This is a genomic window from Streptomyces liliiviolaceus (assembly GCF_018070025.1).
Lineage (GTDB): Bacteria > Actinomycetota > Actinomycetes > Streptomycetales > Streptomycetaceae > Streptomyces > Streptomyces liliiviolaceus.
Genome location: NZ_JAGPYQ010000001.1, coordinates 7521185 through 7542521, shown reverse-complemented (window position 1 = coordinate 7542521; position 21337 = coordinate 7521185). Strand labels below are relative to the sequence as shown.

The following is a 21337-nucleotide window of genomic DNA, read 5'->3' as shown; positions in this document are numbered from 1 at the left end:
GGCTAGAAGTACCCTTCGCGCTTGCGGTCTTCCATCGCGGCCTCGGACATCTTGTCGTCGGCGCGGGTGGCGCCCCGCTCGGTGAGCCGGGAGGCGGCGATCTCGGTGATCACGGCTTCCAGCGTGGTGGCGTCGGAGTCGACGGCGCCGGTGCAGGACATGTCGCCGACCGTGCGGTAGCGCACGAGGCGTGTCTCGACGGTCTCGCCGTCCTTGGGGCCGCCCCAGTCGCCGGCGGTGAGCCACATGCCGGCGCGCTGGAAGACGTTCCGTTCGTGCGCGAAGTAGATCTCGGGCAGTTCGATGCCCTCGCGGGCGATGTACTGCCACACGTCGAGCTCGGTCCAGTTGGACAGCGGGAAGACGCGGACGTGTTCGCCGGGGGCGTGGCGGCCGTTGTAGAGGTTCCACAGTTCGGGGCGCTGGCGGCGGGGGTCCCACTGGGAGAACTCGTCGCGCAGGGAGAAGACGCGTTCCTTGGCGCGGGCCTTCTCCTCGTCCCGGCGTCCGCCCCCGAACACGGCGTCGAAGCGTTCTGCCTGGATCTTCTCGGTCAGCGGCAGGGTCTGGAGCGGGTTACGGGTCCCGTCCGGGCGTTCTCTCAACACACCGCTGTCGATGTACTCCTGTACGGAGGCCACATGGAGCCGCAGCCCATGTGCGGCCACCACACGGTCCCGGTACTCAAGGACTTCCGGAAAGTTGTGTCCTGTGTCCACATGGAGGAGCGAGAAGGGCACCGCGGCGGGCGCGAACGCCTTCAGCGCCAGGTGCAGCATGACGATGGAGTCCTTGCCGCCGGAGAACAGCACCACCGGCCGCTCGAACTCGCCCGCCACCTCACGGAAGATGTGCACCGCCTCGGACTCCAGCGCGTCCAGATGCGAGAGCGCGTAGGGGCGTACGGGCGCCCAGGCAGCCGTCGTCGAGGGACTCACACCAACCCCCTCGCCGCCAGCACCGCGTGCACCGCGTCCGCCGACTGCTCGGGTGTCTGCGACCGCGTGTCCAGTGCGAGCGCCGGGTCGAGCGGGGGCTCGTACGGGTCGTCCACGCCGGTGAGCCCGGTCAGGCGGCCGGCCGCCTGACGCGCGTACAGGCCCTTCACGTCCCGTTCGCTGCACACCTCGACCGGTGTGGCGACATGCACCTCGATGTAGGGCGTCCCGCTCGCCTCGTGGCGCTTGCGCACCGCCTCGCGGCTGTCGGCGTACGGGGCGATGACGGGGACGACGGCGAGGACGCCGTTGCGGGCCAGCACCTCGGCGACCAGGCCGATGCGCTGCACGTTGGTGTTGCGGTCCTCGCGGGAGAAGCCGAGCCCCGCGGAGAGGAAGCGGCGGATCTCGTCACCGTCGAGGACCTCCACGCGATGACCCTCGGCGCGCAGCCGGCCGGCGAGGAAGCGGGCGATCGTCGTCTTGCCCGCGCTCGGCAGCCCGGTGAGCCAGACCGTGGCTCCCTGAGCGGTAGGGGGCTTCTGGCGGCCCCTTGCCGTGGTGGTCATGCGTGGTGTCCTTTCGCGGCGTCCGCGCTGCGGTGCCGTTGTTCGGGAAGGTCGAGTTCGCTGAAGAGGGCCTCCCAGCGCGGGTGCACCGCGTCCGGGCCGTACGACGCCGCCGTCAGCACGGCCGCGACGCCCATGTCGGCGCGCAGCGCCCGGTCGCCCATCAGCTTGGCCATGGACGCGGCGAGCGCGTCGGGGTCCTCGGGCGGTACCAGCAGACCGTCGACGCCGTGGGTGAGGACGTCCGAGGGTCCGGTCGGACAGTCGAAGGCCACCACCGGCAGCGAGTGGCTCATCGCCTCGATCATCACCATCGGCAGTCCCTCGAAGCGTGAACTGAGCACGTAGAAGGCGGCCTTGGCGAGTTCGTCGTCCAGCCGGTCCGTGTGGCCCATCAGCAGCACATGGTTGTAGAGGTGGTGCTCCTCGATGAGCGCCCGCAGCTCGGCCTTCTTCTCACCGCTGCCGTAGATCCTCAACTGCCAGTCGGGGTACGCCTCGACGAGCCGCGCCCACGCCGGTATCAGCAGGTCGAAGCCCTTCTGCGGGAACAGCCGGCCGGCCGCCACCGCGATCTTCGACCGCTGGTCCGAGGGAACCTGGTCGAGGGAGTGCACGGCGTTGGGGATGCGCACCACCCGGGTGCCGGGCAGCAGGTGCTCGTACTCCTCGCGGTCCCGTTCCGTCAGGACGGCGACCGCGTCGAAGCGCGAGTAGGTCTCCCGGATGCGTAGCTGCACATCGCGCTTGTGCGTGCCGTGGTTCATGTGTTCCTGCGCCACCCGCACCACACCGCCCGTCGCGTGCTCCGCGGCGAGGAAGTTGAGCGCGGGCCGGGTGGTCACGAGGATGCCGTCGCGCAGCGAGGAGAGGTACGCGATCAGCCGCTGCTCCACGTACCGGTTGAAGTACCGGTAGCCGAACTCGCCCGGCGGGATGTGCCGCGCGGGCCGCTCGGTCAGCCGCCCGCGCCGCCAGTCCCGCCAGCGTCCGCCCACACCCCGGCCGGGGGAGTGGGCGCTCTCGCGCAGGTCGACGACCGTGCTGACGCGCACGCGCGGGTCGAGCGGGAACTGGATGTCGTCCCGGCGGCGCAGCGCGCTCACCAGCTCGACCTCCCAGCCCGCCTGCACCAGGGAGTTGGCCTGGTTCATCACCGTACGGATGGTGCCGCCGCGGCCGTAGGCGTGCAGCAGGAGATAGCGGACCTTCGGCCGTCCGGTCGTGTCCCCCCGAGGTGCGGTCGGCTGATGGTCCGTCATGAGGCGTCTCCCGTACGGCACTCCAGTGAGAGGTTGTCCTTCACCGTGTAGTACGGGCGCACGCGCAGACCTCGTACGCGCTGTTCGGGAAAGACCATGATCTTCTTCTTGCCGTGGATGTCGTCCAGTTGTCGTCCCGCCCTCAACCGGGTCTCGCCGTCGGTGAGATGGATGTCCCACTCCTCGATCCCGGCGGGGTCCGGCGTCACCAGGTCCGCGATGGGCAGCTCGCCCTCGAAGCGGTCGCCCTTCACCGTGGCGGGGTAGTCGAGCGGGCGGTCGAAGTGGCCGCGGCGGGTGAGCAGCAGCCGCCAGTCGCCCTCGGCGGGACGTCCGTGGATGCGGCCGACGAGCCGTACGCGCCCGTCGCGCGGCCACACCTCCGCTATCTCGGCGTGCGGCTTCACGAGCTGTATCCCCAGGCCTCGCACATGGGCCGCAGCAGCTCCGGGATCTCGTCCTCGGCGGGCAGCGCGCGTCCGCTCTGCACCTGGCCGGTGCGGATCTTGTCCCGCCAGTCGCCGAGGCCCTTCACCACCTGGGTGTCGTCGCGGCGGCCGTAGTCGAGCATCGACGGTTCGAAGTCGACGCCGAGGAACGCGCAGAGGTCGCGCATCTCGCGCTCGGCGTCGGCGGTCAGGTCCTCGTAACGCAGGGTGTGGTGGGCGGCGGGCTGACCGTCCGCGGGGCCGCTGGCGGCCTGCCGGGCGTTCTCGACGGCCTTCATGTAGCGCAGGGCGTCGGCCGCGGCCTCGTCGAAGGTCCGCTTGTCGGGGTCGCCCTCGTGCCAGGACCGGGCGATGGACACCGGGTGGCGGAGCAGGAAGACGAAGCGGGCGTCGGGCCAGCAGTCCCGGATGCGCCGGTGGACGAACGCGTTGCTGGGCGTCTTCTCGACCAGGACGTCCTTGCCCGACCTGACCAGTTCCCGGTGCATGACCCGGTCCCAGAGCAGATGCTCCAGGTCGCCGCGCTCCAGGTCGAGGGCGCTCATGGCGCGCTGCGAGAGCCTGCTGCCGAAGTCGACCTCCAGGCGGCGGATGTGCAGCTCGTGCGGGGAGTGCAGCCGCGAGTGCGCGTTCAGGAGCATCCGCAGCAGCGTCGAGCCGGAGCGTACGGGAGACATGATGAAGACCGGCCGCCGCAGCAGCCGGTCCGTGGCGAGATCCCCGGGGGCCGGACATCGGTACACCGGCGTGGGCCGCTTGCCGGGTTTCGCCCCGGTCCTGGTCGGCTGCTGCGGTGCGGCGGGAGTGGCCCGGCGCACCTGAAGGCCGGTGGTGGCGGAGAGCGCCCGGTTCAGATTGCCCATCAGACTCATGCGTCCCGACGTTAAGTAAGGATTATGAGAAGAGGGATTGAGTCACCTGAGCGTTGCCTTAGCGACGGGGGTTGTGTCTCACGTCACATGGGCCGGGGGGCGGGGAGGCCCTCGGGCACGCCCGCGAAGGCCGCCCCGGCGTCCCGCAGCCGCTCGTGCAGAGCCCGGAAGACGGCGGCGGAGCGGGCACCGGGCCACTCCGGGGGCAGCAGCGAGGCGGGCAGCCCCGGGTCGGCGTACGGGAGGTGGCGCCAGGAGTCGAGGGCGAGCAGATAGTCGCGGTACGCCTCCTCGGCGGGGGTGTCGGCCCTGTCCTCCCAGTCGTGCAGCACGCGCGCGTGCCGGTCGAGGAACGCCTCGTGCTGCTTGGCGATCCCGGCGAGGTCCCACCAGCGCGCGACCGCCTCGGCCGTCGGCGCGTACCCGAGGTGTGCGCCGCGGAACAGGTCCACGTACGCGTCCAGCCGCAGCCGTTCCAGCGTGTGACGGGTCTCCTCGTAGAGGCGGGCCGGGGCGATCCACACGCCGGGGGCGGCCGTCCCGAAGCCGAGACCGGCCAGGCGTGAGCGCAGTACGTGACGTTTCTGCCGTTCGGACTCCGGCACGGAGAACACGGCGAGGACCCAGGTGTCGTCCTCGGGCGGTGAGGCCGCGTAGACCCGGCGGTCGCCGTCGTCGAGGAGTTGCCGCGCGCCCGGCGACAGGAGGTACCCGGCCGCGCCGGTCTCCGTGCGGGCCGGCAGGAGCAGTCCCCGGCGTTTGAGTCTGGACACCGACGACCGTACGGAGGGCGCGTCCACGCCGGCCGCGGCGAGAAGCCGGATCAGCTCGGCGACGGGTACGGGACCTGGGGTGAAGCGGCCGTACGCGCCGTAGAAGGTGACGATGAGGGACCGGGGGGCGTGCTGCTCGGACACGTTGATCACTCTAGATCGTCACCGTCACGCGAGATCACCATCCGGGGGCAGGGGCTCACTTTCCGTTCGTACGGAACGGCCTTGCACGCGTACCGGGTTGACGTTCTCGGGTCTGACGGGAGTGCGTGGTGCGTCGGTGCCGGGCCGGCCGCTGTGGCGCGGCACCACCTGTCCGGAGGCCTGTCGGTGTCGCATCAGAAGCGTATCGACTTCGTGACGGCCGTCAACAGGTCGCGACAGGGGAACGAGGAGTGGCGGGGAGAGGGGAGAGGAGGGGCGGGCTGGGACGCCGAGAGGGTCAGGCGGCGATGGCCAGCTGCTCGACCGGCACCCGGTGCGGGGCGACGACCCGCCCGTCGGGCAGCAGCGCGCCCGTGTCGTCGAAGACGATCGCGCCGTCGCACAGCAGGTACCAGCCCTGCTCGGGGTGCGCGGAGACGATGTGCGCGTCGGAACGGTCGTCGTGACCGGTCCGGGCGGTGCGGTCGGCGGACGGGCACGAAGGCTGGCGAGAACACATGATGGGCCTCCACCTGCGAGGAGTCGGGCGGCGTTTTCGTCGTCCGTATGGATAGACCATGCGCCCGTCGCGAACTCATCGGAACAGCGGGAGAAGAGTCGTGACAACACGCGGACAACACTCGGACGAGTCCAGGACGGACGGGGCGGCCCCGCCATGAACCCGCCACCGACCCGCCGCCAACTCGCCACCAAAGGAGTGAGGGTCACGCCCGCGGGTCCGCCGGGCCGGTACCCCTGGAGGCCCCCGCTCCACCCCCACTCCGGGAGGTACTTCCGATGAGATTCCACCAGGTCGCCGGCTCGGCCGCCGTCACGGCGGCGCTGCTGCTGCTCGCCGCGCCCTCCGCGGGCGCGGTGTCCGGGCAGGGCGGCTCCGCCGGACCGGCAGGACCGGCCGGGCTGTCGGAGACGGTGACCGTCGACCCGACGGGCCGCCTCGCCGCCGACGGCACCGTCACCCTGTCCGGCACGTACCGCTGTACGGGCGGCACCGGCCGGACCTTCGTCAGCTCCTCCCTGAGCCAGGGGGACAGCCGGGTACGCAAGAGCGTGGGCGGCACGCAGGCGGTGTGCGACGGTGCCGAGCACCGCTGGACGAACACGGACCGGACGGACCCGGGCCGCTTCGAGGCGGGTGCGGCGACGGTCGAGGCGTCGGTGATGGAGCTGCGCTCCGGCGGCCTGCCGCTGCCGATGTTCCACGCGGCCGCCGAACAGTCCGTGACACTCGTGGCCGACGTCGCCTGATTCCGCCTGACGGCATCTGATTCCGTCCGACGGCGCCCGACGTTCGCTGATGTCATGTCAGCGGTGCCACGCCCCGGCCGTCCGCCGAGCGCACGCGGCTCGGCGGACGGCCGGGGCGGCGACCGCGATGGCGGCCTGGTCGGCGGTCGCGGTCGCGGTCACGGCGGCAGGCCCGGCGGTCGCGGTCGCCGTCACCTTCCGGTCGTGGGCGCCTCCGTCGGCGCGGGGGCGAAGTCCCGCATGCCGCGCAGCGGCGAGCACACCACCCACGCGGCGGCCAGGGACGTGCCGCAGGCCGCGATCCACAGCGTGCCCCTGATCCCGACGGACTCGCCGAGCACGCCTCCGAGCAGCGCCCCGAGCGTCACCGCGCCGAAGCCGAGGAAGCGGACGGTGGCGTTCGCCCTGGCCAGCATCGCCTCGGGACAGACCACCTGGCGGTAGCTGACCTGGGCGACGTTGTACACGACGACGCCGTAGCCGGTGACGAGCAGACCGGCCAGCGCCGGGGCGAGGGCGAGCAGGGCGCCCCGGCCCGCGAGCGGCACCAGCAGCAGGGCCGGGAACGTGGTCAGCGGCACCAGCCAGACCGCGCGGGCCTGGCCGATCCGGCGGACGACGCGGTGCGCCGAGAGCGCGCCGAGCACCCCGCCCAGACCGAGGACGCCCAGGGTGGCCCCGGCGGCGGATCCGCTGAGGCCGAGGTCGCCGGTCAGGAAGAGGACCTGTACGGCACCGAGCACACCGGCGAAGAAGTTGGCGGTCGCGGTGCAGCCCGTGATGGCGAGCAGGGTGCGGTGCCGGGCCATGAAACGCAGCCCCGCGCCGATCTCGGCGAGCAGCGGCGGGCCCGTGCCGTCCGGAGGGTTCGCCGGGTCCGGTTCGCGTACGCGGCGCAGCAGCACACTGGATGTCAGATAGCCGGCGGCCGTCGCCAGCACGGGAGCGGCGGGCCCCGCCAGCTGGACGAGGGAGCCGCCGATGCCGGGCCCGGTGATCTGGGCCAGGGACTGGCTGGACTGGAGGCGGGCGTTGCCTTCCAGGAGCCGGTCGCGGTCGACCAGCGCCGGCAGATGCGACTGGTAGGCGACGTCGAAGAGGACGGCGAGGACGCCGCACAGCAGGGCGACGGCGATGAGCTGGGCGACCGTGAGCAGGCCGCTCCACCAGGCCACCGGGATCGTGCACAGCAGCAGCGCCCGGCCGGTGTTGGCGCGCCGCATCAGGCGCCGCTGCCGGGCCCGGGCCACCCACACCCCCGCGGGCAGCCCGATCAGCAGATAGCCCATGGTCTCCGCGGCGCTGAGCAGCCCCATCTCCAGCGGGGTCGCCGCCAGGGTGGTGGCGGCCAGCAGCGGCAGCAGGGCGTTGCCGACGTACGTGCCGAACTGGCTGACCGAGTCGGCCGCCCAGAAGAGCCGGAACGCACGGTGGTGCCGCAGGGAGGCGGGCGGGGGCGCGAGCGCGGTGGCGGTGGGCGGTTCGCTCACCGCGTGGTCCGGGGAGCGGCGGCCACCGCGTCCGCGAGCACGTCCACGGCCCGGTCGACGTCGGCGGCCGTGACGCCCGAGTGGGTGACCGCCCGGATGCGGCCCCGCCCCAGTTCGGCGAGGTGGACGCCCCGGACGCGCGCCGCCTCGATCAGGGACTCGGTGGTGTGGGAGGTGCCCTCGTCGTCCACGGCGAAGAACACCATGTTGGTGCGCGGCGGCTCCGGGTCGAGCCGCAGACCGGGGACGTCCGCGAGGCCTTCGGCCAGCCTGCGGGCGTGCGCGTGGTCGTCGGCGAGGCGGTCGGTCATGTCGGTCAGGGCGACGATCCCGCACGCCGCGATCATGCCCGCCTGCCGCATCCCGCCGCCGAGCATCTTGCGGTAGCGGCGGGCGGTCGCGATGGACGCCTCGTCGCCGACGAGCATCGACCCGATCGGCGCGGACAGCCCCTTGGACAGGCAGAACTGGACGGTGTCCGCCGGAGCGGCGAGGTCGGCGGCCGGTACGCCGAGCGCGAGGGCCGCGTTGAAGATGCGGGCCCCGTCCAGATGCAGGGCGACACCGTGCCTGCGGGCGAGGGCGCCGGCCGCCGCGAGGTAGCCGGGGGTGAGGGGGATGCCGCCGCGGCGGTTGTGCGGGGTCTCCAGGGTGAGGACGGCGGGCAGCGCGAACTGGGGGTCGTCCCGGTCGACCTCGAACGCGTCGGCCACCGCGTCCAGCGGCAAGGTGCCGTCCTCGGCGGCGGTGATGGGCTCGTAGACGATGCCGCCGAACACCGAGGCGCCGCCCGCCTCGTAGACGTAGATGTCCGACTCGGCGCCGACGACGGCCTTGCCGCCGCGCGGGCTGTGGGTGAGGAGGGCGGCGAGGTTGGCCATGGTGCCGCTGGGCATCAGGCAGCCGGCCTCCTTGCCCAGCAACTTGGCCGACAGGGACTCCAGTTCGGCGACGGTCGGGTCCTCGCCGTAGACGTCGTCGCCGAGCCGCGCCGCGGTGGCGGCGGCGAGCATACGGGGGGTGGGCAGGGTGAACGTGTCGCTGCGCAGTTCCACGACGTGGCTCATGGCCGGGCTCCTCACGGTTGGCGGATCAGGGTCGACACGGCGTCGGCGAGCGCGCGTCCGGCGGCCGTCCAGCGGTTCCTGCGGGCGTCGGCGGCGGCGCCGAGCCCGTCGAGGCGGGCGGCGGCGTCGTCGAGGGCCGCGGTCACGGCGGCCGGGGCGGGCCCGCCTCCCGCGCCCGCGGAGGCGGCCACCGAGTCGGGGTCGAGGGCGTCGAGCAGTTCGCGGGGGTGGTCGACCAGGCGCTCGGCGGCGGTGGCCTCGAAGGACCGGCCGGTGACGAGGGCCACCCTGCTGATGTCGCCGACCGTGTGGTGGGCGGTGCGGAACGGCACCCCCGCCACGACGAGGCGCTCGGCGAGCGCGGTGGCGGCGGTCTGCCCGTGCGCGGCGCGCCGCCGCATGGCCTCCCCGTCGGGCTCCGCGCCCTCGATCATCAGCCGCAGCAGGACCACGGCGTCGGTGGTGGCCTCCAGGGCGGACCACACATGGCCGACCGCCTCGGTGCCCACGGCGATGGCGTTGGTGTACCGCGCGGTCGACATGGCCGCGGTGGCCGCCGTGAGCGCGCCGAGCGCGCCCGCCGCCCTGCCCTGGATGTTCTCCAGCAGGAACGGGTTGCGCTTCTGCGGCATCATCGAGCTGCTGCCGACCAGGTCGTCGGGCAGGACGAGCAGGGGGTTCTCGGCACTGGTCCAGGACTGGAGGTCGTGGGCGGTCCGGGTCAGGAGCACACCGAGGACGGTGCAGGCGGCGAGCAGCCGCAGCACCACGTCCCGGGACGCCACGGCGTGCAGGGAGTTGGCGAGGGGCGCGTCGAAGCCCAGCAGTTCGGTGGTGCGGGCCGCGTCGACGGGCAGGGTGGTGCCCCCGACGGCCCCGGCGCCGAGCGGGTTCTCGCCGAGTTCGCGGCCCGCGTGGTCGAGCTGGTCCAGATCCCGTACGAGGGCCGCGGCGACCCCGGCGAGATAGTGGCCGTAGGTGATGGGCACGGCGGGCTGGTGGTGGGTGTAGGCGGGCATGACGGTGGTGTGCCAGCGACGGCCCCGGTCGACGAGGGCCCGGCCGAGGGCGTCCGTCTCGGTGAGCAGCCGGTCGTAGGGGCGGCGCAACTGGAGCCTGAGAACGGTGGCGTTGAGGTCGTTGCGGGAACGGCCGCTGTGCAGGACGCCGCCGGTCTCCTCGCCCAGGGTGTCCACGAGGTGCCCCTCGTAGGCGAGGTAGCGGCCGCGCGGGGCGGGGAGGTGCCGCAGCGGGGCGAAGTCGGCGGCGCGCAGTTCCTCGATGCCGGCGAGCAGCCGGGCGGCCGTCCCGCGCTCGATGACGCCCTGCTCGGTGAGCATCACGACATGGGCGCGGTCCACCTCGCTGGTGGGGCCCAGTTCGGCGGCCACCGGGTCCGGGGGGACCCGCAGATGCCTCTCGAAGAGGATCTCCGCGGCTGCCGGGTGCACGGCGGAGGTCAGACGTCCGGTGGCGGTCGCGGTGGCGTCGGCGGTGACGGTCATACGGGGCTCTCCTCGGCGCGTCGCGGTCGTAGGGAGGTGCGCAGCCCGGCCAGTGCCTCCTCCGCCGCCCGCGCGGCGGCGGAGGCACTGGGGGCGGTGGCGGTGGCGTGGCCGACGCGGTCGCGGTGGTCGTGCCGCGGGACGAGCGGGACGCCGCGGCTTCCCGTGAGGACCGCGGCGGTGACGTACCGCGCCGGATCCGCGGGGGCCGGGGGCGGATCGTCGAGCACCGAGGGTTCGTCGACCACGAGGAAGCGCAGTGCGGCGTGGTGCGCGGTACGGGGTTCCATGTCGGGCCGGTGGCCGAGGGCCGCGCCGACCTGGGCGGCGACCAGGTCGATCCCCAGGGCGGACCGGATCAGCTCGGGGATCATGCCGCCCGCGAGCCGTGGGTTGACCTCGATGAGCACGGGTCCCCGGGCGGCCAGCCGCAGTTCGACATGGGCCGCGCCGTGGCCGAGACCGAGCGCCTTCACCGCCGCCACGGCCGTGTCCGCGAGGAGCTGTGCCGTGCCGGTGGGCACGGGTGCGGGTACGTCGTGCCCCGTCTCGACGAAGTGCGGGGCGGCGCCGAGGTGTTTGCCCACGACGGCGACGGCAGTGCGGCCGAACACCTCGACCGAGAACTCGGGCCCGTCCACGTACTCCTCCACGAGGAGGCCGGGAGCGGTCGGGATGCCGCGCTCGTTGTGCGTACGGGCCAGCAGGCGGGCCGCGTGCTCGGCGGCCTGCGCACGGTCGCGGCACAGGCGGACACCGGTGCTGCCGGAGCCGTCGGCGGGTTTGAGCACCACCGGCGGTCCCGTGCGTCCCACGGCGTCGAGGACGGCGCCGGCGTCGGTCACCAGGGTGTGGGCGGCCACGGGCACACCCCCCGCGGCGAGCGCCGCCCGCTGATGTCCCTTGTGCCGGCACCGGGTCACGGCCCCGGGGTCGGGCCCCGGCAGGCCGAGCGCGTGCGCCGCCTCGGCGGCGACGGGGACGAAATAGTCGGAACTGGTGGTCACCCCGGCCGGCGGACCGGCGCCGAGCGCGGCGATCGCGTCGAGGACCGCCCCGGCGCTCGACGTGTCGGCCTCGACCACGGTGATGTCCTCGGTCCGGGCGTAGCCGTAGCGGCCGGGGTCCTCGGCCAGCAGCACCGGCCGGACCCCGAGGTCCCGGGCGCGCCGGGCGAACAGCGGCCCCGTACCGGAGGTGTTGGACTCGACGAGGACCAGGAACGGCTCGGTCATCGCTGCTCCACGGGGACGGGGGCGGACACGGGGTCCGGACGGGCGGCGGTGCCGCGCAGGGCGTCGTCGAGGGAGCGGCGGCGCCACTCCATGCGCGCCCACCCCCCGACCGCGTCACCGGGATCGGTGACGGTGCGGGGCGCGCCGGCGACCGGGCCGTCCAGCAGGCCCCGCTCCGCGAGCCACTCGTCCCGGTAGACCGAGTCCTGGTACCGGTGCCCCTCGTCCGGCAGGAAGGCCACCACCTGGGCGTCGGGGTTGCGTTCGGCGTACCAGCGGGCGACGAGGAAGGACGCGCCGCTGGTGGGGCCCATGTAGAGGGCGTGCCGGGCGTGCAGTTCGCGGGTGGCCCGGACGACCTCCGCGGGGCCCGCCCAGTGCACCTCGTCGTAGGCGTCGTGGCTGACGTTGGGCGGTACGAGGCTGTTGCCGAGGCCGCGCACGATACGGGGCCCGTCGGTCTGGCCGAAGATGGCGCTGGGGGAGGTGTCCACGCCGATGAGGCGCATGTGCGGCTGGGGCAGCCGCAGGAAGGCGGCGGTGCCCCCGGTCGACCCTCCGGAGCCCACCGGTCCGACCAGGCAGTCCACGGCGCCGACGGTCTCCGCGATCTGCTCGGCCACCGCGGCGTACGCGTTGGGGTTGTCCGGGTTGTCGTACTGGCCCGGGACGTAGTGGTCGGGGTAGATGCTCCGCAGTTCCTCCAGCCGGTCGAGCCGGGCCTGCTGGAAGCCTCCGCGCGGGCTGGGCTCGGTGCAGATCTCGACCCGGGCGCCCAGCTCGCCGAGCCTGCGGCGCAGCGCGGGGTCGATGGCCGGGTCGCCGACGATGACCAGGGGATAGCCGCGCAGCCGGCACACCATCGCCAGGCCGAGGGCGAAGGTGCCCGACGAGGTCTCCAGGACCGTGGTGTCGGGGGCGAGTTCGCCGCGCTGTTCGGCCCGGTCGAGCATGAAGCGGGCCGGGAGCAGCTTCATCAGGGTGAACGCGGCGACGCACAGGTTGGGGCCGAGGCGTATGAGCCGCGGCAGGACGGTCGCCTCGACGACCGAGTCGCTGGCCGCGGGCAGAGTGGGTGATCTCATGGTCTCCGCTCTCAGTTCTTGGTGGTGAAGTACCAGGAGTCGCCGATGCCCAGGTCGGCGAGGCGCTTGCGGGCGTCGTCGGTGCGGGTGGCGAGATCGGGCAGGTCGGGGTCGAAGAGGAGCCCGGCCACGTCACCGCTGTGCGCGACCTGGAGCCCGGCCGCGCCCACCGCCTCGGTGACCCGCAGCAGGTCCGGGAGCCCGGGGACGGGCAGGTGGCGCTGGTTGAGCCGCGCACTGGCGGTCGCCACCCGGCCGAGCAGGGCGACGTCACCGGTGCGGACGGCCCGGCGGGCCGCGCCGAGCAGGGGGCGGAACGCCTCGATCTCCCAGACCGAGTAGCGCGCGGGCGGCAGGGCGAGCGTGTCGGTGCCCGCGCTGTCCTCGCTGGTGCCGAAGCCGACGACGGCCACCGGCATCAGGGGGCCGCCCAGTTCCTCGATGACCTCCCCCTCGCGGTGCGCGAACAGGACGGCCCGGTGGGCGTACATGAGCGCGTCGGAGGCGGTCTCGGCCGCGACGGCCAGGGCGGCGTACTGCGCGGGGCTGGGGCGGCGCCCGGCGGCGTCGTACACGGCCCCGATGGCCGCCACGACGTCGGCGGTGGACGAGCCGAAGCCGCGACCGGGCGGGATGTTGCTGGTCAGGCCGAGGGTGCCGCCGGTGAGGGCGCCGCCCAGGGTGCGCAGGGCGAGTTCGGCGGCCCGGGCGGCCTTGGTCCGCCAGGGGTCGAGGACGGTGACCCCGGTGCTCGTGTCGGACGGTTCGAAGACGGCGTGGGACTCGTAGAGGGGGCAGGGGAGGGTGATCAGTGCGCGGCGCAGGCGTCCGTCGGACTCGAAGACACCCTGGAGGATCTCTCCGTGGTGGCCGACGCTGTGGTGGGTTCCCCGGATGCGGACCGCCGTCCCGGACGGTGCTGTGGACATGTCGTGCAGCATGGCTACCTCGATCGAGGGTCGGGGTCGGGGGCGGTCACGGGCGCGTGGCCGGCCTCGGCGCGGTGAGTCGGGTCGCCCTCGCGGGCAGCGTGGGCACCGCCACGAAGCGGGCGGGGATCTGGTAGTCGGGCAGCGACTCGGCGAGGAAGTCGACGAGTTCGCCGTCGTCCGGGAGGACGGCACCGCTGTGCGGTACGAGGTAGGCGTGGAGTTCGCCGTCGGCGCTGACGACCGCCGCCTCGGCGATCCCGCGGTGCGAGGTCAGCCGGGTGCGGGTCTCGTAGGGTGCGACGCGGAAGCCCGAGACGGTCGGCCAGACCCCGATCGCGCCGAGGATCTCGAAGCCGCCGGCGGCACTGTGGCGGGCCCGGTGGCCGGTGGGGGCGAACCGCGCCCCCGCGCCCCGCGCGAGGTGGAGTTCGCCGGGCACCCCGGCGGGCAGCGGCTCGCCGTAACCGTCCAGGACGGCGGCGGCGACGCCGGGCACGGGCAGACCGACCGGCACGACGACCGCGGCGGGTCCCGGCTCGCCGTCGTGCGGCCGGTACAGGGCCAGCGGCAGACCGGGGGTGCCGAATCCGGTGGCGAGGCGGGCGCCGACGGGTTCGCGCAGGGCGGCGGGATCGGTGTCGGCGCCGATCGCGAGGACGGCGTCGGCGCCGTGGCCCAGCGCCTCGCGGTGGTGCGCGAGCAGGGTGTTGACGGTCGTGTCGGGCAGGAGAAGCGCGGAGAACGGCTCCCGCCGCCCGGCGAGCAGGGCGGCCAGCGCGGCGGGCGAGGGCGCCGGTGCCCCGGTGAGGACGAGGGTGCCGCCGCGGGCCAGGGTGGTCCACACCTCAAGGAGGAACAGGGAACTGTCGGCCTCGGCGGTCTGCGGGACGTGTCCCGCCCCGAAGCCGAGGGAGTCGAGTGCGGCGACCGCGCCGGTGAGCGCGGCGTGGGTGATCTCGTCCCGGCCCACCAGCGCCAGTACGTCACTGCCGGCCGGCCGGTGCCCGCCGCCGTTCCGCTTGCCGGGGCCGAAGTCCCCGCCCGGTCGTGTCAGGGCCTCGGTGACGAGGGCTTCCGCGGCCGGCGGTTCGGCCGACGACTGCGCCGACGGTTCGGTTCCGGGGGCGAGGACCCGCGCCGGGATCCCGGTACGGGCGGCGGCCAGCAGCGCGGCCACCAGGTCGGTGCCGGGCGGCAGCCGCAGGGCGGCGGGGCGGCCGGGTCCGGCACCCTGCCGGGCCAGCGCCTCCGCCAGCAGGTCGGCGCGGGCGCCCAGTTCGCGGTACGTGACGGATTCCGGTCCCGCGCTCAGGGCCGTCCGGTCGGGGTGCTCGGCGATGTGCCGCTCCACCAGTTCCACCACCGTGGGCCCGGCGGAGGCGGCCCCGGCGGCCGGCGCCGGAGCCGCGCTGGTGAGGGGGAACCTGGACACCGGCAGGTCGGGCTCGTCGAGCGCGGCGCGCAGCAGGTCGCGGTAGGCCGCCACCATGCTCCGCATGGTCCCGGCGTCGAACAGGTCGGTGGCGTACTCCCAGATGATGGTCAGCGAGTCGTCCTCGCTGCTGGGGCGCTTGCCCACGCGCTGCTCGGCGCGGGGGATGGCGACGATGTTCAGGTCGGCCTTCGCGGACCCGTTGTGCCCCATGAACACCTCGCCGCGCAGTCCGGCGAAGTCGAGGTCGGGGACGGCGGAGTCGTGGAAGCTGAACATGGCGGAGAACAGCGGGTTGCGGGACAGGTCACGGGTGGGGGCGAGGGCCTTGACGAGCTTCTGCAGGGGCACGTCCTGCCAGGTGTATCCCTCGACCGCCGTGCCGTGGACCTGCTCCAGCAGCTGCCGGAACGTGGGATCGCCGTCGAGGCGGACCCGCAGCGGCACCGTGTTGACCATCATCCCGATCAGGCGCTCAGCCTCGGCGAGCCTGCGGTTGGCCACCCCGACGCCGAGCACGAAGTCGGTCTGGTCCGCGTACCGCGACAGCAGGGCGGCGAACGCGGTCAGCATCGTCGAATAGAGGGTGACCCCGAACTCCCGGGCCCGCTCGCGCAGACGGTGGTACTCGTCGGGATCGAGGGTCAGCCGTACGACGTCGCCGCGGAAGGTGAACTCCGGCGGGCGGGGCCGGTCGGTGGGCAGTTCGAGCGCCGCGGGGGCCCCGTCCAGGGCCTTCGCCCAGTGACCGATGTAGCGGTCCATCACGGGCCCGTCCAGCCAGGACCGCTGCCAGGCGGCGAGATCGGCGAACTGGAAGCGGGGCTCCGGCGGGGCGACGGCGCCCTCGGCGAACACGCTGTACAGAGCGGTGAGTTCCTTCACGAAGACCGCGAACGACCAGCCGTCGTGCACCAGATGGTGCTCCACATGGAGCAGCCGGTGGGAGTCGGGGGCGTCCCTGGCCACCACCCAGCGGGCCAGCGGGGGCTTCTCGACGTCGAACGGCGTGGCCTGCTCCTTGGCCGTCAACTCCTCCCAGGCGCACTCGCGTTCGTCCTCGGACAGGGCGGTGAGGTCCACCAGGGGCACGTCGACGGTGATGGCGTCCATCTCCACGGGGCACTGCGCGGGCACCCCGTCGACCTCGCGGAACGCGGTGCGCAGGATCTCGTGGCGGCGGACCAGCTCGGTGAGCGCGGCGCGCAGGGCGGTCATGTCCAGGGGGCCGCGCAGGGTGAGGGTGGCCTGCATCCGGTACGCCTCGTTGAGGGGCGAGAGCTGTTCGAGGAACCAGACGCGCTCCTGGGGGAAGGACAGCGGGATCGGCCGGCTGCGGTCCGCGTGCCGCATCGGGGGCACCTCGGGGACGGCTTCGCCCTCGTCGAGCGAGGCGCCGCCGTCGACCAGCGCGGCGATCTTCCGGGGCGTGGCGTGGTGGAAGAGGTGGGAGAGCGGGATGTCGGTGCCGAGGTCGCCGCGGATACGGGCGGCGAGGCGTCCCACCAGCAGCGAGTGGCCGCCGAGTTGGAAGAAGTCGTCGGTGGCGCCGGCGGGTGTGCCGCCGAGCAGCTCCGACATCAGCGCGGCGACGGCCTGCTCGGTGGGCGTGGCCGGTTCGTCGCCGCTGCTCACCCCGGACCTGTACGGCGAGGGCAGCGCCCGGCGGTCCACCTTGCCGCTCGGGGTGAGGGGCAGCGCGGGCAGCACGACCACGGTGGAGGGAACCATGTGGGCGGGCAGGGTGCGTGCGCACCAGGCCCGCAGGTCGGCGGGGTGCACCGGGGTGTCCGGGGCGGACACGTAGCCGACCAGGACGGTGCCGCGCGCGACGACGACGGAGTCCGAGACGGCGGGGTGCGCGCGCAGCACCTCGGCGATCTCGCCCGGTTCGACGCGGAAGCCGCGGATCTTGACCTGGTGGTCGGCGCGCCCGGCGTACGCGTAGCGGCCGTCGGGCAGTCGGCGGGCGAGGTCGCCGGTGCGGTAGGCGCGCCCGTTCCCGGTGGGGACGTACCGTTCCGCGGTCAGGGCGGGGCGGCCGAGGTAGCCGCGGGTCACTCCGGCGCCGGAGACGACGAGTTCGCCGACCTCGCCGGGCGGCACCGGCAGCCCTTCCTTGTCCAGCAGGTCGATCCGTACGCCCGGCAGCGGGCGTCCGATGTCGGGCGTCCCCGATCCGCTCACCTCGCCCGTGGTGGCGACGATGGAGATCTCGGTCGGCCCGTAGGCGTTGAAGACGCGCCGGCCGCGGCCCCAGCGGGCCACGATCTCCGCGGGCAGCGCCTCGCCGCCGCAGACCAGGGTGCGCAGCGCGGGCAGTTCGGCGTCCGGGAGCGCCGCGACGACCGACGGCGGCAGCAGGGTGAAGGTCACCGCGAGGCGGTCCATCAGGTCCACCAGGCCGGGGCCCGGCACCACGCTGTCGGCGTCGGCCAGGACCAGCGCGGCCCCGCCGGTCAGGGCGACGCCGGTCTCCAGGACGGAGGCGTCGAAGCTGGACGGGGCGAACTGGAGGACGCGTTCGCCCGCCCCCACGCCCCACTCGGCGCGCATCCCGGCGATGGTGGCGGCGACGCTCCCGTGTTCGACGAGGACGCCCTTGGGCCGGCCGGTGGAGCCGGAGGTGTAGATGACGTAGGCGAGATCTCCGCGGCCCACGGAGGGCAGGGCGGCCGGGGCACTCTCGTCGGCGCCCTCCGGGTCCAGGACGCGGACGCCCGCCGGCAGCCGGCGGGCCGAGGACTCGTCCGCGATCACCAGGGAGACGCCGGAGTCGTCGAGCATGTACTCCAGCCGGTCCTGCGGGTAGGACGGGTCGAGCGGGACCCAGGCGGCGCCCGCCCGCATGACGGCGAGCAGGGCGGTGGGCAGCGCGGGGCCGCGGCCGACGCAGACCCCGACCAGGTCGCCCCGGCCGACCCCGGCGGCCAGCAGCCGGTCGGCCAGCACCGCCGAGCGGCGCTCCAGGGTTCCGTAGGTCATGGTGCCGTCCGACCACAGCAGGGCCGGGGCGTCGGGGGAGCGCAGGGCGTGCTTGAGGAACGCCTCGTGCAGCAGGGGGGTCTTCATCGTGTCGCACCTCGTTCGTGGTCCGCGGGAGTGGTGACCGGGGAGGTCTCCGTGAGGAGCCGGCGTGCCTCGTCGTCGGACATCGCCTCGATCTCGGCCAGGATCAGGTCGTGGATGTACTCCGCCGTTCCGGCGACGGTCGGCCGCTCGAAGATCACGCTGAGCGGGAGCCGGGCGTCGAAGGCCTGCCGCATGCGGTTGACGGCCCGGGTGGCGATCAGGGAGTGGCCGCCGAGGGAGAAGAAGTCGTCGAGGACGCCGATGCGGGGCAGGGAGAGCACGTCGGCCCAGATGTCGGCGATGATCCGCTCGGTCTCGTCGCGGGGAGCGACGTGGTCCGCGCTCTGGTGGTCGGCCGGGTCGGGCTCGGGAAGCAGCGAGGGGCTGAGCTTTCCGCTGGCCGAGCGGGGGAGCGCGTCCAGCACGGTGAGGATCGAGGGCACCGCGTACCCGGGCAGTCGCGCGGACAGGTGCTCGCGCAGCTCGTGGACGGTCGCCCCGGCGTCGTCGAGGGCGACGTAGGCGGCCAGCCGCAGATCGCCGGAGGGGACGCGGCGGGTCACCACCGCGGCGTCCGTCACCGCGCGGTGTTCGCGCAGCGCGGCCTCGACCTCCCCCAGCTCCACCCGGACGCCGCGCACCTTCACCTGGCGGTCCATCCGCTCCAGGTAGACGAAGGTGCCGTCCGGTCGCATCCGGCCGCGGTCGCCGGTCCGGTACACGCGCTCGCCGGGCCGGTAGGGGTGCGGGACGAACGCGCCGGCCGTCTTGGCGGGGTCGCCCAGATAACCGCGGGCCAGGCCCATGCCGGCGATGCACAGCTCGCCGGGGACGCCGGGCGGCAGGGGGGAGAGGCGGTGGTCGAGGACCAGCACCTCGTTGTTGTCCATGGGCCGGCCGAGGCTGACCGCGCCGGTGCCGCGGGTGTCCTCGGGGCCGCAGACGTGGAACGTGGAGTCGATGGACACCTCGGTGGCGCCCCAGGTGTTGTCCAGGCTGACAGCGTCGCCGAACGCGGCACGGAAGCGCTCCACGAGCACCGGGCGCAGCGCCTCGCCGCTGGACAGGACGCTGCGCAGGTTCCGGCGCAGCGCGGTGACGTCGTCGGGGGTGAGTTCTTCGAGGAAGAGGTCGAGGACGCTGGGCACGAACTGCACATGGACGGCGCGGTGGCGGACGGCGGCGTCGACCAGCGCCCGCGGGTCGCGGTGCAGACCGGGCGGCAGCAGCGCCACCGTGCCCCCGGTGATCAGCGGCCAGAGGATCTCGACGGCCGCGTCGTCGAACGGCAGGGTCGTCTTGTGCAGGACCGTCTCGCCCGGCCGCAGACCGTGCCGGTGCTGCATCCACGCCATCCGGTTGACCCAGCCGCGGTGCGTGCAGGCCACGCCCTTGGGCCGGCCGGTGGAGCCGGACGTGTAGTAGACGGCGCACAGGTGGTCGGGGTGGACGGACACGGCCGGGGGAGCCGCCCGGTCGTCCGGGTCGACGGTGAGCGGGACGGCACCCCCGGCGGTGACGGTGCCCGCGTGCTCCGGGGCGGTGAGGCAGACCGGGGCGCCGGCGTCGGTGAGCAGGGTGGCGATCCGGGCGGCGGGCGTGGCCGGCTCGATGGGCAGATAGGCGCCGCCCGCCTTGAGGATGCCGAGGAGGCCGACGACCAGCGGGACGGAACGGTCGATCAGCAGGCCCACGGGGATGTCGGGCCCGACCCCGTGGGCGATCAGCCGGCGGGCGACGGCGTTGGCGGCCCCCTCCAGTGCCGCGTAGCTGGTCGTGGTGCCGTCGGCGTCGACCAGGGCGACCGCCTCCGGCTGCGCCGCGGCCCTGAGGGACACCAGTTCGTGCAGGGTGCGGTGGGGGGTGTCGACGGCCGGGCGCAGGGACAGGGCGCGCAGGGCGTCCTGCTCCGGTCCCGACAGCAGCGGGATGTCGTCGAGGAGGGTGTCGGGCCGCTCCGCGACGTGCCGCAGCAGCCGCTCCAGCCACTGTCCCAGGCGTTCCACCGTGTCGTCGTCGTACAGGGCGGTGTCCCAGTTCACGCCGCACCACAGCCCGGCGGCGCTCTGCTCGAAGCTGACGCAGAGGTCGTACTTGGCACCCTCGTACGGCATCGGGAGTTCGGTGACGGTCAGGTCCGGCAGCTCCGGGACCCGGCGGCGGCCGGTGCGGAAGTTGACCAGGATCTGGAACAGTGGGGTGCGGGAGGGATCGCGCTCGGCGCCGCTCTCGCCCACGAGCCGGTCGAAGGGGACATCGGCGTGATCGAACGCGTCGAGCGACACCTCCCTGAACTGCTCGACGAATTGACGGAACGTCAGCTCCGGGGCCGGTCGGCCCCGCAGGGGCAGCATGTTGATGAGGACGCCCAGGAGGCGTTCGGTCGCGGGGTCGTCGCGGCGCGCGTAGGTGGTGCCGGTGGTGACGTCCTGCCGGCCGGTGTAGCGGTACAGGACGCCCTGGACCGCGGCGGTCAGCAGCATCGCGGGGGTCGCCCCCACGGAACGGCCGAGCGCGACGAGCGGTTCGGCGACCTTCGGCGGCAGCACGAAGGCGGTACGCATCGCTCCCCGCCCGGCCCGGACGGCGGGGCGGGGCCGGTCGCAGGGCACCTCGAAGGGGGTGAGGTCGGCCAGCGCGGTGCGCCAGTGCTCCAGCCCGGCCGGCTCCGCCTCGTCGGCGAGGGCGTCCAGGCGGGCGGCCACCGTGCGGTAGGGCTCGGCGGGCGCCGGGACCGGGGACGGGTCCCCCGCGGTGAAGGCCGCGTAGTCGGCGGCCAGTTCGTCGTAGACGAGGGCACAGGACCAGTCGTCGGCGGCGACGTGATGGATCGTCAGGACGAGGGTGTGCTCACGCTCGCCGTGGCGGATCAGCAGGGCGCGCACGGGCAGTTCGGCGGCCAGGTCCATCGGGGTGGCCGCCTCCTTCGCGAGGGCCGCGTCGAGCGCCCCCGCGTCGGGCGCCGTCGTCTCCCGCAGCCGGAACGCGTCCGCCGGGCGGACCACTCCGACGGGCCTCGCGTCCCCCGCGACGACACCGGTGCGCAGTACCTCGTGGCGGGCCACCAGGGCTTCCAGCGCCCGGCGCAGCGCGTCGCGGTCGAGGGCCCCGGCGAAGTGCAGCCGGAGCGGGATGAGGTAGTCGGACGAGCAGCTGCTCAACTGGTCGACGAACCAGGTTCGTTCCTGGTCGCGGCTGAGCGGCACCTGGACCCCGGTGGGGCCGGGGGTGGCAGACATGGGC

General features: G+C 74.0%; 17 protein-coding genes. 1 reads left to right on the top strand and 16 read right to left on the bottom strand.

The features are described 5' to 3' along the window. Window positions 1–2: 2 nt before the first annotated feature. The 7 genes from cysD to J8N05_RS32100 form a co-directional block, all read right to left on the bottom strand. Window positions 3–938 carry a sulfate adenylyltransferase subunit CysD gene (cysD, locus tag J8N05_RS32130; protein WP_210889007.1) on the bottom strand — a complete coding sequence of 312 codons (936 nt, stop codon included), beginning with the start codon at window positions 936–938 and terminating at the stop codon, window positions 3–5. Further along, window positions 935–1507, bottom strand: a complete 573-nt coding sequence (gene cysC / locus J8N05_RS32125; protein WP_210889005.1) for an adenylyl-sulfate kinase — start codon at window positions 1505–1507, stop codon at window positions 935–937. Before cysC ends, cysD begins: the two co-directional genes overlap by 4 nt. Continuing rightward, window positions 1504–2769: a glycosyltransferase family 4 protein gene (locus J8N05_RS32120; protein ID WP_210889004.1), complete on the bottom strand. Its 1266-nt coding sequence runs from the start codon at window positions 2767–2769 to the stop codon at window positions 1504–1506. Before J8N05_RS32120 ends, cysC begins: the two co-directional genes overlap by 4 nt. Then, a complete protein-coding gene (locus tag J8N05_RS32115; RefSeq protein ID WP_210889003.1) occupies window positions 2766–3176 on the bottom strand; it encodes a hypothetical protein in 411 nt (136 codons plus the stop codon). The genes J8N05_RS32120 and J8N05_RS32115 overlap by 4 nt, the downstream gene beginning before the upstream one ends. After that, complete coding sequence (locus J8N05_RS32110; protein ID WP_210889002.1) at window positions 3173–4090, bottom strand: sulfotransferase family protein; 918 nt, start codon at window positions 4088–4090, stop codon at window positions 3173–3175. Before J8N05_RS32110 ends, J8N05_RS32115 begins: the two co-directional genes overlap by 4 nt. Before the next feature lie 83 nt (window positions 4091–4173). After that, entirely contained in the window at window positions 4174–5016 is an 843-nt protein-coding gene (locus tag J8N05_RS32105) for a PaaX family transcriptional regulator (protein WP_210889001.1), read from the bottom strand. Window positions 5017–5305: 289 nt separating this feature from the next. Then, window positions 5306–5527: a DUF5999 family protein gene (locus tag J8N05_RS32100; protein ID WP_210889000.1), complete on the bottom strand. Its 222-nt coding sequence runs from the start codon at window positions 5525–5527 to the stop codon at window positions 5306–5308. Between the two features lie 278 nt (window positions 5528–5805). Here J8N05_RS32100 and J8N05_RS32095 point away from each other — a divergent pair, with 278 nt between their 5' ends. After that, window positions 5806–6276, top strand: a complete 471-nt coding sequence (locus J8N05_RS32095; protein WP_210888999.1) for a DUF6299 family protein — start codon at window positions 5806–5808, stop codon at window positions 6274–6276. Window positions 6277–6333: 57 nt separating this feature from the next. On the opposite strand, the gene J8N05_RS32090 is transcribed toward J8N05_RS32095, so the two are convergent. Genes J8N05_RS32090 through J8N05_RS32050 form a run of 9 tightly spaced genes read right to left on the bottom strand, consistent with a single transcriptional unit; the run spans window position 6334 to window position 21333 of the window. Then, window positions 6334–6471, bottom strand: a complete 138-nt coding sequence (locus tag J8N05_RS32090; RefSeq protein WP_210888997.1) for a hypothetical protein — start codon at window positions 6469–6471, stop codon at window positions 6334–6336. Continuing rightward, window positions 6468–7766 carry an MFS transporter gene (locus J8N05_RS32085; RefSeq protein ID WP_210888995.1) on the bottom strand — a complete coding sequence of 433 codons (1299 nt, stop codon included), beginning with the start codon at window positions 7764–7766 and terminating at the stop codon, window positions 6468–6470. Before J8N05_RS32085 ends, J8N05_RS32090 begins: the two co-directional genes overlap by 4 nt. Beyond that, entirely contained in the window at window positions 7763–8833 is a 1071-nt protein-coding gene (locus J8N05_RS32080; protein WP_210888993.1) for a GntG family PLP-dependent aldolase, read from the bottom strand. Before J8N05_RS32080 ends, J8N05_RS32085 begins: the two co-directional genes overlap by 4 nt. An 11-nt stretch (window positions 8834–8844) precedes the next feature. Next, window positions 8845–10338 (bottom strand): lyase family protein, encoded by a 1494-nt coding sequence (locus J8N05_RS32075; protein WP_210888991.1) that lies wholly within the window; start codon window positions 10336–10338, stop codon window positions 8845–8847. Continuing rightward, a complete protein-coding gene (locus J8N05_RS32070; protein WP_210888989.1) occupies window positions 10335–11573 on the bottom strand; it encodes an ATP-grasp domain-containing protein in 1239 nt (412 codons plus the stop codon). The genes J8N05_RS32075 and J8N05_RS32070 overlap by 4 nt, the downstream gene beginning before the upstream one ends. Continuing rightward, on the bottom strand, window positions 11570–12658 hold the full coding sequence (locus tag J8N05_RS32065; protein ID WP_210888987.1) for a pyridoxal-phosphate dependent enzyme: 1089 nt from the start codon (window positions 12656–12658) through the stop codon (window positions 11570–11572). Before J8N05_RS32065 ends, J8N05_RS32070 begins: the two co-directional genes overlap by 4 nt. An 11-nt stretch (window positions 12659–12669) precedes the next feature. Further along, on the bottom strand, window positions 12670–13587 hold the full coding sequence (locus J8N05_RS32060; protein ID WP_210888985.1) for a GHMP family kinase ATP-binding protein: 918 nt from the start codon (window positions 13585–13587) through the stop codon (window positions 12670–12672). Between the two features lie 46 nt (window positions 13588–13633). Next, window positions 13634–18094, bottom strand: coding sequence for a non-ribosomal peptide synthetase (locus tag J8N05_RS32055; protein WP_210888983.1), 4461 nt, complete (start codon window positions 18092–18094; stop codon window positions 13634–13636). Continuing rightward, window positions 18091–21333, bottom strand: coding sequence for a non-ribosomal peptide synthetase (locus J8N05_RS32050; protein ID WP_210888981.1), 3243 nt, complete (start codon window positions 21331–21333; stop codon window positions 18091–18093). The genes J8N05_RS32055 and J8N05_RS32050 overlap by 4 nt, the downstream gene beginning before the upstream one ends. Between the last annotated feature and the right edge of the window lie 4 nt (window positions 21334–21337).